The organism is Streptomyces sp. NPDC090499, from assembly GCF_044769305.1.
GTDB lineage: Bacteria > Actinomycetota > Actinomycetes > Streptomycetales > Streptomycetaceae > Streptomyces.
In genome coordinates this window covers 307935-321476 of sequence record NZ_JBIVXP010000008.1, presented here as the reverse complement: position 1 = coordinate 321476, position 13542 = coordinate 307935, and the positions used below count along the sequence as shown (strand labels likewise).

General features: G+C 73.0%; 12 protein-coding genes. 4 read left to right on the top strand and 8 right to left on the bottom strand.

Annotated elements, in window-relative coordinates:
* The first annotated feature begins 77 nt into the window (after positions 1 to 77).
* Complete coding sequence (locus ACIQVL_RS29060; RefSeq protein WP_403476772.1) at positions 78 to 761, top strand: phosphatase PAP2 family protein; 684 nt, start codon at positions 78 to 80, stop codon at positions 759 to 761.
* A 105-nt stretch (positions 762 to 866) separates the two neighbouring features.
* On the opposite strand, the gene ACIQVL_RS29055 is transcribed toward ACIQVL_RS29060, so the two are convergent.
* Positions 867 to 1784, bottom strand: coding sequence for a lysylphosphatidylglycerol synthase domain-containing protein (locus tag ACIQVL_RS29055; RefSeq protein WP_403426266.1), 918 nt, complete (start codon positions 1782 to 1784; stop codon positions 867 to 869).
* A 176-nt stretch (positions 1785 to 1960) separates the two neighbouring features.
* On the opposite strand from ACIQVL_RS29055, the gene ACIQVL_RS29050 reads away from it, so the two are divergent.
* Together ACIQVL_RS29050 and ACIQVL_RS29045 are read left to right on the top strand one after the other, a co-directional pair.
* Positions 1961 to 2344 (top strand): BlaI/MecI/CopY family transcriptional regulator, encoded by a 384-nt coding sequence (locus ACIQVL_RS29050; protein WP_403425912.1) that lies wholly within the window; start codon positions 1961 to 1963, stop codon positions 2342 to 2344.
* Positions 2341 to 3225 carry a M48 family metalloprotease gene (locus ACIQVL_RS29045; RefSeq protein ID WP_403476771.1) on the top strand — a complete coding sequence of 295 codons (885 nt, stop codon included), beginning with the start codon at positions 2341 to 2343 and terminating at the stop codon, positions 3223 to 3225. The genes ACIQVL_RS29050 and ACIQVL_RS29045 overlap by 4 nt, the downstream gene beginning before the upstream one ends.
* Positions 3226 to 3397: 172 nt before the next feature.
* On the opposite strand, the gene ACIQVL_RS29040 is transcribed toward ACIQVL_RS29045, so the two are convergent.
* Both ACIQVL_RS29040 and ACIQVL_RS29035 read right to left on the bottom strand, forming a co-directional pair.
* On the bottom strand, positions 3398 to 5743 hold the full coding sequence (locus ACIQVL_RS29040; RefSeq protein WP_403425917.1) for a glycoside hydrolase family 65 protein: 2346 nt from the start codon (positions 5741 to 5743) through the stop codon (positions 3398 to 3400).
* Positions 5740 to 6474, bottom strand: a complete 735-nt coding sequence (locus ACIQVL_RS29035) for a beta-phosphoglucomutase family hydrolase (RefSeq protein ID WP_403425918.1) — start codon at positions 6472 to 6474, stop codon at positions 5740 to 5742. The genes ACIQVL_RS29040 and ACIQVL_RS29035 overlap by 4 nt, the downstream gene beginning before the upstream one ends.
* A gap of 79 nt (positions 6475 to 6553) precedes the next feature.
* On the opposite strand from ACIQVL_RS29035, the gene ACIQVL_RS29030 reads away from it, so the two are divergent.
* Complete coding sequence (locus ACIQVL_RS29030) at positions 6554 to 7252, top strand: nucleoside/nucleotide kinase family protein (protein ID WP_403425920.1); 699 nt, start codon at positions 6554 to 6556, stop codon at positions 7250 to 7252.
* A 172-nt stretch (positions 7253 to 7424) separates the two neighbouring features.
* Here ACIQVL_RS29030 and ACIQVL_RS29025 read toward each other — a convergent pair whose 3' ends face one another.
* The 5 genes from ACIQVL_RS29025 to ACIQVL_RS29005 form a co-directional block, all read right to left on the bottom strand.
* Entirely contained in the window at positions 7425 to 7991 is a 567-nt protein-coding gene (locus ACIQVL_RS29025; protein WP_403425922.1) for a dihydrofolate reductase family protein, read from the bottom strand.
* Between the two features lie 82 nt (positions 7992 to 8073).
* Positions 8074 to 9891, bottom strand: a complete 1818-nt coding sequence (locus tag ACIQVL_RS29020; RefSeq protein ID WP_403476770.1) for a hypothetical protein — start codon at positions 9889 to 9891, stop codon at positions 8074 to 8076.
* A gap of 47 nt (positions 9892 to 9938) precedes the next feature.
* On the bottom strand, positions 9939 to 11645 hold the full coding sequence (locus tag ACIQVL_RS29015) for a hypothetical protein (protein ID WP_403476769.1): 1707 nt from the start codon (positions 11643 to 11645) through the stop codon (positions 9939 to 9941).
* A gap of 2 nt (positions 11646 to 11647) precedes the next feature.
* Complete coding sequence (locus ACIQVL_RS29010; RefSeq protein WP_403425927.1) at positions 11648 to 12550, bottom strand: carbohydrate ABC transporter permease; 903 nt, start codon at positions 12548 to 12550, stop codon at positions 11648 to 11650.
* Positions 12547 to 13458, bottom strand: a complete 912-nt coding sequence (locus ACIQVL_RS29005) for a carbohydrate ABC transporter permease (RefSeq protein ID WP_403425928.1) — start codon at positions 13456 to 13458, stop codon at positions 12547 to 12549. The genes ACIQVL_RS29010 and ACIQVL_RS29005 overlap by 4 nt, the downstream gene beginning before the upstream one ends.
* Positions 13459 to 13542 lie beyond the last annotated feature (84 nt).

Here is a 13542-nt window from a genome sequence, read left to right as displayed (position 1 = left end):
TCGGGTAGACCGTCTACAGGTTCGTAGTCACCACCCGCGTTGCACCGCATCACACCGAAGGGGCTGTCGTCGGCGTCATGGACCGCAGGAGGACCGCGGAGTTCGCGGGGAGTGTCGCGCTCGGGGCCTGGGCGGCCTTCGCCGTGCTCGCGCTGGTGGTGGCGGGCCGGCACGGCGCCCCGCTCGCCCTGGACCGCACCGCGCTGGCCTGGTCCCTCGGTCACAGAACCGACGTGGCGGTGGCCGTGGCCCGGGGGATCACCGCGACCGGCACCGGGGTCGTGCCGTACGCCCTGGTCGTGGCGGCCGGGCTGGTCGTGGGCCGCACCCGGCGGCAGCGGCTGGTCGCCGCGCTGCTCGGCGCGGGCTGCCTCGCCCTGGGGCAGACGGTCCGGCGGGCCGTGCTGGAGCTGATCGCCCGGCCCCGGCCGCCGCAGGCCGACTGGCAGACGTCGGCCTCCGGCTGGTCCTTCCCGTCCGGCCACACCACCACCGCCGCGCTCGCGGCCGGCCTGGTGATCCTCGCGATCCGGACGAGGGCCCCGCGGGGCCGCACCCCGTGGTGCGCGGCCGTCGCCTGCTGGGGGCTCGCCGTGGGGGCCACCCGGGTGTTCCTCGGCGTGCACTGGTGCACCGACGTGATCGGCGGCTGGCTGCTCGCGGCCGGGTGGCTCGGGCTCTGCGCGTGCCTGGCGGCCCGGTGGCTTCCGGACCCGTGGGCACCGGACGGCACACCGGAGAGACCGGTGGCCGCGCGCTGAGTCGGGGCCCGGCGCCCGGCCCGTCCGGGCGGGTGCGGCGCCGGCCCGCCGTCTTCCGGGCCAGGTCCCCGGTCGAGGTCGGGGCCGCCGGTCGCCGGGTGGTCGTCACAGCGCCCGGCGCCGTACCAGCAGACCGAGCACCACCAGGCCCGGCAGCAGCGGCAGCCACATGGTCAGCAGCCGGTAGCCGAGCACGGCGGAGGCGGCCGCGGCGGCCGGGGTCCCGGAGGCGGTGAGGGCGAACGCGAGGGCCGCGTCGAGGGAGCCGAGGCCGCCCGGGGTGGGCAGCAGCGCGGCGGCGCCGCTGGCCGCGAGGTAGAGCAGCGCCACCCGCGCCGGGGGCAGCGGCAGCGCGACCGCACGGGTGACGGCGAAGAGCACCAGCGCGTGCAGCCCGGCGAAGGCCAGCGAACCGCCCCACAGCGCGGCCGCGCGGACCGGACGGGCGTGCAGGGCCCGGATGTCGGCGGCCACCGCGGCCACCGCGCCCCGGCAGCGCGGCCACACCCGGGCCCGGAGCAGCAGCACGCCCGGGACGGCCGCGGCGGCCACGGCGAGGAGCGCGACCCCGGACACACGCGGGATCCGCAGCAGCCCCGGGCACGCGGGAGCGAGCGCGGCGATCAGCGCCAGCCGGACCACGGCCCCTGCGGCCGCCTTGACCGCGAGGGCCGACGCACCACGGGCCGCCGTGATTCCGCAGCGCATCAGGAACCGCAGGTTCACCGCGCCCGCACCGAGTCCGGCGGGCAGCACGTGGTTGGCGGCCGACGCGGCGAACTGGGCCGCCACCAGCCGGCCGCCGGGCAGCCGGCGGGCGACCGAGCCCTGCTGGGCGAGCGCGGAGGACACCCACGTCCCGGCCGCCGCCACTGCCGCCACCAACAGCCACCTCTGGTCGGCGCCGGCCAGCCGGACCGCGCCGTGCGCCACGACCGGCCAGTGCCGCCGGACCAGCCAGCCCGCGCCGAGCAGCAGCACCAGGCAGGCACCGCTCTGCCAGTAGAGTCCCCGGCGGCCCATGACGGGCGTGGCGTTCACGTTCGAGACCATCGAAGCACCCACCCCTGTTCCCCTGCGGCGCGCAGGACCCTCCACGGGTTCAGGGACAAACACTGACAAATTAAACGGACTTACCGGCGGAGGCAGCGCGGGTACGTCCATACGAACGGCGGCACTACGCGCTGTAAGGTTGTGCCATGGCTGGCACAGGGTCCCGCGGCAGGACGGAGCGGCGCAGCGCCGGAGAGCTGGAGAGCGAGGTCCTGGCGGCCCTGTGGGCGACCGAACGCCCGTTGACCCCGGCCGAGATCCAGACCGAGATCGGCGGCGGACTCGCCTACAACACGGTCCACACCATCCTGAAGCGGCTGTACGACAAGGGGCTCGTCCTGCGCGACGCGGCAGGGCGGCGCGGCGCGTACCGGCCGGCGAAGAACGCGGCCGAGCTGACCGCCGAGGCCATGCACGAGGCCCTGGACCGGGGCCCGGACCCCATCGCGGCGCTCCAGCAGTTCGTGTCCGGGCTGAGCCCGGAGGAGGAGCGGGCGCTGCGGAACCTGTTCGCCGGAGGCGGCGCATGAGGTTCGACGTCTACACCCCGCTGCTGGTCTCCCTGCTGCTGCCCCTGGTCAGTCCGGTGATAGCCCGCCGGGTCGCGCCGGCGCTGGCGGCACGCGTCCTCACCGCCGCCGCGGTGCTGACCGCCGCCGCGGCCACCTGGTCGCTGATCCTGCTGACGACGGCCCTGCTGGGCGAGGCCCCGCCGGTGGTCCGGGAGGCCCACGAGGACGGACGCCCGCTGGCCGACCCGGTGCCCGAGGTGATCGGCCTCGCCGCCTGCCTGGCGCTGGTCATGGTGGTCTGGCGGGTGCAGCGGGCGGTGCGTGCCGAGCGGCGCACCCGGCGGGCGCTGCGCCGGCTGTGCGAGGGGCATCCGCGGGACACCGAGCTGGTGGTGGCCGCCTGCGAGGTGCCGCAGGCGTTCGCGATCCCGGGCCGGCCGGGCCGCATCCTGGTCACCTCGGCGATGCTGGGCGCGCTGGCACCGGCGGAACGGCGGGTGCTGCTCGCACACGAGCGCGCCCATCTGCGCCACCGGCACGGCCGGCTGGTGACGGCCGTGACGCTCGCGGCGGCCGCCAATCCGCTGCTCGCCCCGGTCCGTTCCGCGGTGACCTTCCTGGCGGAGCGCTGGGCGGACGAGCGGGCGGCGACCGAGGTCGGGGACCGCGACACCACCGCCCGAGCCCTGGCCCGAGCGGCCCTCAGCGCCCGGCCGGGCTGCGCCCTGAACTTCGCCGATCGCGCGGTGACCCGCCGGATCGCGGCGCTGCAGACGGCTCCACCGCCCTCGCTGTGGCCGGCCGCCGCGGCCGTCCTCGCGCTCGGCGTCGGAGCCGCCCTGTTCGCGGCGGACGCGACGGACGATCTGGTGCGGCTCCTCTTCAACGCCCTCACGTAGGCGCCCTGCAAGGGGCGCTGGGGGTCCCCCGGCCGAAGGCTGGGGGAGGAACTGCGCGATCAGCCACGACGGCGGCGCGGACGACCGACACCGCCGTAGGGGTCCGGAGGCATTGCGACGTGCCGGTCGAGTGTGGTTGATCGCGCAGTTCCCCGCGCCCCTTACGGGGCGCTCAGCTCGGTCGAGTCGGTGCCCGGTGTGGTGGCTGGCCGGGGGTCGGCCCGGGACGGACCGGGGGCACTGCCCGTACCGCCGGGCTCTCCGTGCCCACCGTCACCGGCTCTCCGTGGTGGTGCACGGTGAGCGGTGGGCCGTCCAGCAGGGTGTACGTCGCCTTGTCGGCGCCGATCTCCACCCGCAGTCTGCTGTCGCGCAGCTGCAGGCTGAAGGTGAGCCGGCGCAGCCGCTCCGGCAGCCGGGGGGCGAACCTGGCCCCGTCGTCGTAGTGCCGCAGCCCGCCGAAGCCGGCCACCAGGGCCATCCAGGTGCCGGCGAGGGAGGCGATGTGCAGTCCGTCGCGGGTGTTGTGCTCCAGGTCGTCGAGGTCCATCAGCGCGGCCTCGGCGGTGTAGGCGTGGGCGAGCGTGAGATGGCCTGCCTGGGCGGCGACGACGGCCTGGCAGCAGGCGGACAGCGAGGAGTCGCGGACGGTCAGCGGCTCGTAGTAGGCGAAGTTGCGGGCGATGTGCTCCGCGTCGAAGTACGACTCGCAGGTGTACATCGCGAGGACCAGGTCGGCCTGTTTGACGACCTGCTTCCGGTAGAGGTCGAAGTAGGGGAAGTTCAGCAGCAGCGGGTACTGCTCGGGGCTGGTGTTCTCGAAGTCCCAGCGCTGGTAGCGGGTGAACCCGGCGCTCTGTTCGTGGACGCCCAGCTCGTGGTTGTAGGGGATGTGCATGGACTCGGCCGCGTCCCGCCAGGCGGCGCTCTCCTCCGCGTCGACGCCGAGCTCCGCCGCCTGCCGCGGGTGGCGTTCGACGGCGTCCGCGGCGGCCAGCAGGTTCGCGCGGGCCATCAGGTTGGTGTACGTGTTGTCGTCGGCGACCGCGCTGTACTCGTCGGGGCCGGTGACGCCGTCGATGTGGAAGGCGCCGCGGCTGTCGTGGTGGCCGAGCGAGCGCCACAGGCGGGCGGTCTCCACCAGCAGTTCGACGCCGGTGTCCCGTTCGAAGTCGGTGTCGCCGGTGGCGGCGACGTAGCGGACCACGGCGTCGGCGACGTCGGCGTTGACGTGGAAGGCGGCGGTGCCGGCCGGCCAGTAGGCCGAGCCCTCCGGTCCCGCGATGGTCCGCCACGGGAACGCGGCCCCCTGCAGACCGAGCTGAGCGGCGCGTTCGCGGGCGGCGGGCAGGGTGTTGTGCCGCCAGCGCAGCGCCTCGGCGACGGCGCCGGGGGCGGTGTGGGTGAGGACGGGCAGCACGAACATCTCGGTGTCCCAGAAGGCGTGCCCGTCGTATCCGGAGCCGGTGAGGCCCTTCGCGGGTATCGCCCGCTGTTCGGCGCGGGCGCCCGCCTGCAGGACGTGGAAAAGGGCGAAGCGGACGGCCTGCTGGACCTCCTCGTCGCCGTCCACCTCCACGTCGGCGCGGGACCAGAAGTCGTCCAGGTACGCCTGCTGCTCGTCGGCGAGCCCCTGCCAGCCCTCGTGGGCGGCGGCCGCGAGCGCCGCGTCCACCTGGTCGGCCATGGCGGGCAGCGAGCGCACCCCGGACCAGCCGTGGGCGACGAACTTCTCCACCCGCAGCCGCTGCCCGGGCTCCAGGACGGAGGTGACGGTCATCCGGGCCACGTCCACGCCGCTCTCGGAGCGCACCGAGGTCCGCTCGGGACCGGAGACGGTGTGGTCGGCGGCCACCGCGACCCGCAGACCGCTGCGCCGGGTGCGGTGCACGAGGCGCAGCCGCTGCCCGGCGGCGAAGTCGTCCTCCTGCTCCAGCGGCGACTGCAGCGCGAGCGCCGCACGGGGGTCGCCGTTCGACTCGGGCAGTTGCTCGTTGGCGACCAGCTCGGACTGGACCACGATCCGGCAGCGGCGGTCGACGGCCTCCACCTCGTAGGCGACGGCGCCGATCGCCCGCTGGGTCAGCGACACCAGCCGGGTCGACCGCACCCGGACGGTGGAGCCGGCCGGCGAGGTCCACTCGCAGGTCCGCTGCAGGACGCCGCGGCGCAGGTCGAGCACCCGCTCGTGGGCGACGAGGCGGCCGTAGCGCAGGTCGAAGGGCTCGTCGTCGACCAGCAGCCGCAGGATCTTGCCGTTGGTGACGTTGATGACGGTCTGCCCGGACTCCGGGTAGCCGTAGCCGGCCTCGGCGTACGGCAGCGGGTGCACCTCGTGCACGCCGTTGAGGTAACTGCCCGGCAGGCCGTGCGGTTCGCCCTCGTCGAGGTTGCCGCGCCAGCCGACATGCCCGTTGGACAGGGCGAAGACCGACTCGCTCTGCGCGAGCACGTCCAGGTTGAGCGTGGTCTCGCGGACCGTCCAGGGCTCCACGGCGTACGACCGTTGGGTGATCACTCCTTGCCTCCCAGCTCGGCGAGGTCCTTCACGACGGTGTCCGCGCCGTGTGCGTACAGGGCGTCCGTCTGCCCGACGCGGTCCACGCCGACGACGTACCCGAACCGGCCCGCCCGGCCCGCGTCCATCCCGGCGAGGGCGTCCTCGAAGACGGCGGCCGCGGCGGGCTCGACCCCGAGGTCGTGGGCGGCGGCCAGGAAGGTGTCCGGGTGCGGCTTGCCGGGGAGCTGCCGCTCGACGGCCACGACGCCGTCGATCCGGACGTCGAAGAAGTGCTCGGCGCCGATCGAACGCAGCACGTCGCGGCAGTTGGCGCTGGAGGAGACGATCGCGGTGCGCAGCCCGTGCGCGCGGACCGCCTCCAGGTAGCGCAGGGTGCCGTCGTAGGCCTCGACGCCCTGGGTGCGGATCTTCTCGAGGAGCAGTTCGTTCTTGCGGTTGCCGAGGCCGTGCACGGTCGGGGCGTCCGGCGGGTCGTCCGGGGTGCCCTCGGGCAGGTGGATGCCGCGGGAGTCGAGGAAGGCGCGGACCCCGTCGGCGCGCGGGCGTCCGTCGACGTACTCGTCGTAGTCGGCGACCGCGTCGAAGGGCCGCTGTCCGTCGTGGCCGCGCAGGAAGGCGTCGAAGGTCTCCTTCCAGGCCGCCGCGTGCACGACGGCCGTCTTGGTGACGACCCCGTCGAGATCGAAGAGACAGGCCTGGATGGTGTCGGGCAGACCGAGTGCACTCATGTCCGGCATCTTCCCCAGCGAACGGCTTCCAGGGGGTGGCGCCCGCCACACTTCCCGGTCCTGATGTCACACTTTTTGCGTGCCGCTGACTTTCGACGACCTTCTCGACCGCGCCTGTTCACTCGCAGGACGGGCGGCTCCGCGCGCGATCCTCGGCATCGCGGGCAGCCCCGGGGCCGGCAAGACGACCCTCGCCGAGCATCTGGTACGGGAGCTGAACGGCACCGGTGAGCCGTGGGCCGTGCACGTGCCGATGGACGGATTCCACCTGGCAGACGTCGAGTTGGACCGCCTCGGGCTGCGGGACCGCAAGGGGGCGCCCGCGACCTTCGACGCGGGCGGGTACGCGGCACTGCTGCGGCGGCTGCGGGCCGAGCCGGACGTCGTGGTGTACGCGCCGGGCTTCGAACGGGTCCTGGAGCAGCCGATCGCGGGCACGATCCCCGTCCTGCCGACCGCCCGGCTGGTGGTGACGGAGGGCAACTACCTGCTGCTGACGGACGGTTCGTGGGCACGGGTGCGGCCGGCCCTGGACGAGGTCTGGTTCTGCGAGACCGACGAGGCTGAGCGGGTGCGGCGGCTGGTCGCCCGGCACGAGGAGTTCGGCAAGGGGCACGAGCAGGCGGTGGCCTGGGTGGCGGGCACCGACCAGCTCAACGCCGACCTGGTCGCGGCCACCCGGGACCGGGCGGACCTGGTGGTTCCGGAGACGGCGCTGCCCGTGCGGAGGACGTCGCGGGCCACTGTCGATCCGGCCGCCTCCCGTTCGACGCCGTGACGCAGCGGCGGCGCCCTCCCGTGTCCCGTGCGGGATGCAGCAGGCCCGTCGCCCGCGTGAACGGTGCCGTCGGGCGCGACCGGGCCGACGAGTGGCCCGCCGAGCAGCGCGGGCGCGCCGCGGCCGGTCGCCTTCTGGTCGCCGTGCCGTTCTTCGTGGCCGCTGCCGCTGTCTAGCGCACCACGCGGTGGCGGAGGTAGGTGACCCCCGAGTCGAAGGTACGGGTCTCGACGCGTTCGAGATCCACGCGGCGGTCGTGGCGGGGGAAGTACGGAGTGCCGCCGCCGACCAGCACCGGGTAGACCATGGTCCGGTACTCGTCGATGAGACCGCGTTCGGCCGCCTCGACGGCGAGCGTCGCGCCGCCGATCGCGATGTCGCCCGCTCCCGGCTCGGCGCGCAGGCGCTCGATCTCCTCCGCCACGCTGCCGGCGGCCAGCCGGGCGGCCTGGCCCCGCACCTCCGGCAGGGTGGTGGAGAACACCACCTTCGGGAGCGGGTTCCAGAGCGCGGTCCATTCGCGCTCGGCGGCGTCGAGCGCGGGATCCTGGTCGGCGGTCTCCCAGTACAGCATCGTCTCGTAGAGACGCCGTCCCATCAGGTGGACGTCGACCTCCCGGATCTCCTCGATCCAGAAGCGGAAGACCTCCTTGTCGGGCGCGGTCCAGTTGAACGTGCCGTCCGGCCCGACGATGTAGCCGTCGAGTGACATGCTCATCGAATAGGTCACGCTGCGCATCGGGAGTCCTCCTGCTCGGGAACGGGTTCGACAGTACGACCGCCGGGGACCCCAGGACTCATCGACGCGCGCGGGACGACCCCTAGCAGGCGGTCAGGGCCAGTTCGGGCACTCCGTGCTCGTCCTCGGCGCCGATGGCGGCCGTGAACTCCTCGGTGTGCACCGTCAGGTCGCCCTCGAAGGACGGCGCGAAGTCACCGCCGGGCCCGTACCGCACGGCGAACACGTGCAGGTGGTCCGGTGCGCCCGGCGCCGGTTCGGCCTCGTAGGCCGTCGAGGCGACCAGGTGGCGCCAGCCCTCGTCCGGGTTGCCGTACCCGCGCGGGTCGGCGGCGAGGGCGAACGCGGCCTGCTCCTGGGTGAGTTCGGCGCGCGCGTCGAAGTGGTCCGCGCCCTGCCCGGCGGGGTGCGTGAGGCGCAGGACGCCCGCCGCGGCCACCTCGCCCTCGGCGACCCGCCGTACCCGGTCGCCGTCGTCCGCCGCGTAGGGCAGCCCGGCCAGCAGGTACGGCGTCCCGCCGAGCCGTTCCACGGCCACCGTCACCCACAGCCGGGTGCCGTCCGTGACGTACAGCGATCGCACGTGGCGCAGCACGTGGTCGCGGCCCACCACCGGCTTGCAGACCAGCTTGGCGGTCAGGCCGTCGGCGTGGACGTCCCGGACCCGGACCTCGCCCATCGGGCGGCAGTACAGGAAGCCGTCCAGGACCGGGCCGAAGCCGTGCTGCCGGTTCACCGCCGCCGGCAGATGGTAGGTGCCGCCGGCCTCGATGAGAGAGGGGGTCATGCGGCTGTCGAAGGCCACCGAGACGTCGCCCGAGCGGAGTTGGTGGCGGGCCGGGTCCGTCGACGGTTCGCGGTGCCAGTCGGTGGGGTCCTGGATCTGCCAGACCAGCATCCACGCGAAGTGCCCGTCGACCCCGCCGTCCGGCTTGACCGCGTGCCGGCCCCAGTTGGTGTCGCCCCGGTAGCGGCCCAGGTCGGAGCCGATCCGGGCGCCGAAGTAGCGGAGCCCGAGGACGGATTCGAAGCCGGAGTGCTGTTCGCTGTAGCGGGGGCCGCCGTTGTCGAAGCCGCCGCTCGGCAGGCGGGCGTCGAGGTAGCGGGCGAGCGCGTCGCCGTCCTCGGCGAACATCTCCGCGCCGCTGATCCGGTGGGCCTGGGCCAGGAAGGACAGCGAGATCGGGCCGTAGTTGTTGTCGTAGGCGCCGCCGTGCTCGGGCGGCAGCAGCGCGCCCCGGTCGAGGACGCGGTGGGCGCGGATCCGGTCGGTGTACAGGGCGAGTGCCCGCTCGCGGACCGGCTCGGCCTCCTCGGGCGGGAGGTGCCGCGCCAGCATCAGTCCGCCGACCACGCAGCCGATGGCCTGGTTGCCGGCCTCCTGCGGGTTGAAGAAGGTGGCCTCGGTCAGCCAGCGCCAGTAACCGCGGCCCACGTCGAGCAGTTCGGTGCGCTGTCCGTCGTCGACCAGGCCGTCCGCGAGGTCGAGGATGTTCACGACCTGGAGCAGCGCCCAGACCGTGCTGGGCCAGTCCCCGATCGGGTGCGCGCCCGCTGCCAGGACGTAACGGGCGTACGGGAGACCGGAGTCGCGGACGGTGAGGTTGGGGTAGCCGGGGTTGTCCCCGGTGTAGACCCGTTCGCGCAGGTGGAAGGCGAGGCTGCGGCGCACCGCCTCCGGCAGCCGCGGGTCCTTGGACCGCTGCCAGGCCAGGGCCAGCAGGGAGGTGACGCCGAGGGAGGTGTCGCCGATGTCGTCGTCCGCGTCGGGGTGTTCGAGGTTGCCCTCGGGGGTGAGGCGGGCCAGGGCCTGTTCGACGACGTCGGCGAGGACCGCGTCGTACGCCTCGGGGGTGGACGGCAGGTCGTGCAGCGGGCCGAGTTGGCGCGGCAGGTGCATCGGAGGAGGTCAGCCCTTCGTTCCGGAGGTGGCCGTGGCGTGGGTTGTCAGGGGCGGCGGGCGCGCAGGGCGACGCTCAGCGTCTGCGGGCCGTGCCCACCGAGGTAGACGCGGTTTCCGGTGGTCGCGTCGGTGCCGCCCACCACGGTGTGGTCCTGCCCCGGGTCGTACCGTAGTACGTCCGCCCGGTCCGGTCCGGCGAGCGGTTCGCCGGCCTCGACGCGGGCTTCGACCCGGATCTCGTCGGCACCGGCCCGGTAGGTCATCGGCCCGGTCGTCAGGCACCAGCGGCCGTCACCGATCGGTACGGCGCCCTCGGGAACGCCGCCCGGCCGGAAGGTCAGTTCGAGGGCCCAGGGCACCGCCGGTCCGCTGATGTCGATCCGCAGGTCGGCGCCGTCCTCGCGCAGGTCGACCTCGACTCGGGTCGTGTGAGAGACCTCGTCCCGAGGGCGGTCGGGGAAGGCCATCGACGCGGAGAAGCGGCCCTCGTCCAGCAGGCGGTAGGCGCCGTCGTCGCGCCTCCGGTCCTTCGGCAGCGGCTGGTAGTAGGCGGTGGTGAGGGTTTGGGTGAGCCGGTACCGGTGGTCGGCGAGCTGTTCCATGTCGGCGGCGCGGAACGGGCCCAGGTCGAAGAACACCCGCGAGAGGCGGACCGCGTCGAGGACGGCGGCGCCGGCGAACATGCGCAGGAAGGTGGGGTTGCAGGCGAGGCCCGAGCGGATCCGCCGGTGCTCGGGCACGTCGGAGCCGCCGTACACCACGGTGTGCGCGGTGGCCGAGGCGTGTGCGGCGAGGCGTGCGGTGGGGAGGTACCGGTCGCGCGGGAGCTTCTCCGCGTCCGGGGCCGGCAGGGCTCGGCACAGATCCGGGGTGAGGAGGGTCTGGGCGAGCAGGTCGGAGTCGTCGATGCCGTCGGCGGCCGCCAGGCGGGCCGCGCGCGCGAAGTCGCCCCGGCCGGTGCGGATCGCGAGCAGCCGGTAGTGCGGCAGATAGGGCCACAGCGCGAACGACAGCTTCTGGTCCTGGCGGCGCGAGTGGACGGTCTCCACCGTGCCGTCCGGCCTGATCAGGTCCAGGGTCACGGCGAGGTTGCGTTCGACGGCGTCCAGCAGGTCGGTACGCCCGAGCACCTCGGCCAGCAACAGCAGCGACGGGTTGGTCACGATGGACGCGTAGACGGCACTGCGTTCCGAGTACAGGCCCTCCGTGTCGATGTCGACGCCCTCGGCAAGCCACTCGTCGACGCGGGCGAGCAGCCGGTCGTCGGGGAACGACCGGTGCAGACGGGCGAGCGCCGCGCTCAGCTCCCAGCGGTGGTTCGGGGTGTGCACGCCACCGGTCAGGAGACTGGCGGTGGCGGCGCCGGCGATCTCGGCGAGCGCGGCCGTCACCTCGGCCAGTTCCGGTCCCGCGGCGGCGGCGAGGACATACGCGTCGCACACGTCGTTGACGGTGAACGCGGAGTCGGGCGGCGACTGGACGTTGTCGCCGCCCGCGAAAAGACCGGAGGGCGTCTGCACGGCCCGCAGGGCGCGGAGGTGGGTCATCGCGGCGGCGACCGCCTGTCCGCTGCCGTGCAGTGCCGAGTCCGGGGAACGGTATGCCGCGACCAGCGTCTTCACCCGCCGCGCCAGACCACGGTGCGGCACGCCGGCGGGTTCCACGTCCGGGTCGGCCGCCAGGGGGACGGCCGTCTGGTCGGCGGCGCGCGCCGCCGCGCGGACGAACTCGTGGTCGAGCGGGGTGGGCACGGTCAGTCCTTCAGTCCGGCGTTGATGTCGGCGCTCATGACGTACCGCTGGAACACCAGGAAGACGAGGATCAGCGGAATCATGGAGATGACCGATCCGCCCAGCAGCACCGACCAGTTGATGTTCTGCGCCCCCACGAGACTCTGGATGCCGATCTGCACGGTGAACTTGTTGGGGTCGTTGAGCATCAGCAGCGGCCAGATGTAGTCGTTCCAGCGCCACTGGAAGGACAGGATGGCGAGGGTCAGCATGATGGGCCGGGAGATCGGCACCATGATCCGCAGGAAGATCGACAGTTCACGGGCGCCGTCGATGCGGGCGGCCTCGACGAGCTCGTCGGGGACCGTCAGGAAGAACTGGCGGAACATGAAGCAGCCGGTGGCGGTGAGCACGGCCGGCAGGATGATGCCGGCGAAGGAGTTGTAGAGGCCGAGGTCGCGGACGACCAGGAACTCCGGGGCGAGCATGACCTCGGACGGCAGCATCGTGGTGGCCAGGATGCAGATGAAGAAGGCCTTGAGCCATCTGTTGTCGTACTTGGCCAGCGCATACCCGGTGCAGCAGCTGACCCCCACCGTGAGGATCGTCGTGATCACGCACACGAGGGCCGTGTTGATGAAGTACTGGGAGAAGTTGGCGCTGTCCCAGGCCGCCTTGTAACCCGACAGGGTGGGGTTGTGCGGAAGCACCGTCAGCGGAAGGGAGAACAGGTCTCCCGCCGGCTTGAAGGAGCTGAGGACGAACCACAGCACCGGCAGCCCGTAGAGGGCGGCCAGGATCCACAGCAGTGTCGTCGCGGGTACCGCGCGCCGGAGCCCGCCGTCGCGCCCGCCGCGGGGTCGCTTCCCGGAGCGGGCCTTCACGGAACCGGCGTCGACCGGACGCGGCGTGTCTGTGGTGGTCATCGGTTCTCCATCCGCCGGTTGGCGATCAGCTGGATGATCGCGACGGCCATCAGGATGAGCATGAGCACGAACGACGCGGCGCTCGCGTAGCCGATCTGGCCCCGGTTGAATCCGGTCTGGTAGATGTACTGGACGAGCAGGTTGTTCGAGGTGCCGGGCCCGCCGTTGTTGAGGGAGACGAACAGCGGGTACTCCTTCATCGCGTTGATCGTGTTGAGGAGGATGACGATGAACGACGTCGGGGCGATGCTCGGCAGCGTGATGCTGATGAACTGGCGCCAGGGGCCCGCGCCGTCGAGCGAGGCCGCCTCGTAGTACGAGGTGGGCACGTTCTTGATCGCCGCGATGAACAGCAGCATCGAGAAGGCCGTTCCCCACCAGGCGCCCGCCATCACGACCACGCCCAGCGACAGGTCCGCGTTCGACTGCCACGCGATCGCGTGCCCGCCGAGCTTCTCGATGACGTAGTTGATCAGTCCGAAGTTCTCACCGAACAGCCACCGCCACAGGACACCGACGACGATGGGCGAGATGAGCCACGGGATGAAGAAGATGACCCGGGCGAACGAGGCGCCCTTGGCCTGCCTGCTCACCACCAGGTTGGCGATGAGGAGCGAGAGCACGAAGTTCAGCGGGACGACCAGCACGGTGTACAGCAGCGTCCGGAACAGCGCGTCGTAGAAGGTGGAGTCACCGAACAGGTTCGTGTAGTTGTCCAGTCCGACGAACTGGAACGCCCCCACGCCCGTGTAGTTCGTGAAGGAGTAGACGAGCCCGATCACCGCCGGCCACACGAAGAACAGTGCGAAGAGCACGACGTTGGCCGCGATGAGGACGAGCGGCGCGAGGGTGTAGGTCGTGCGTCGCCTGGGCGGGCTCCCGGACACTGCCGAGGCGCGTTTTGTCATCTTCCTGACTCCGTGCTGTGGGGATGGATTGCGGTGGGCTCACGCCGTGAGCCCGGCGTCACGTGGTCGCCCGGGGCGGGCGGC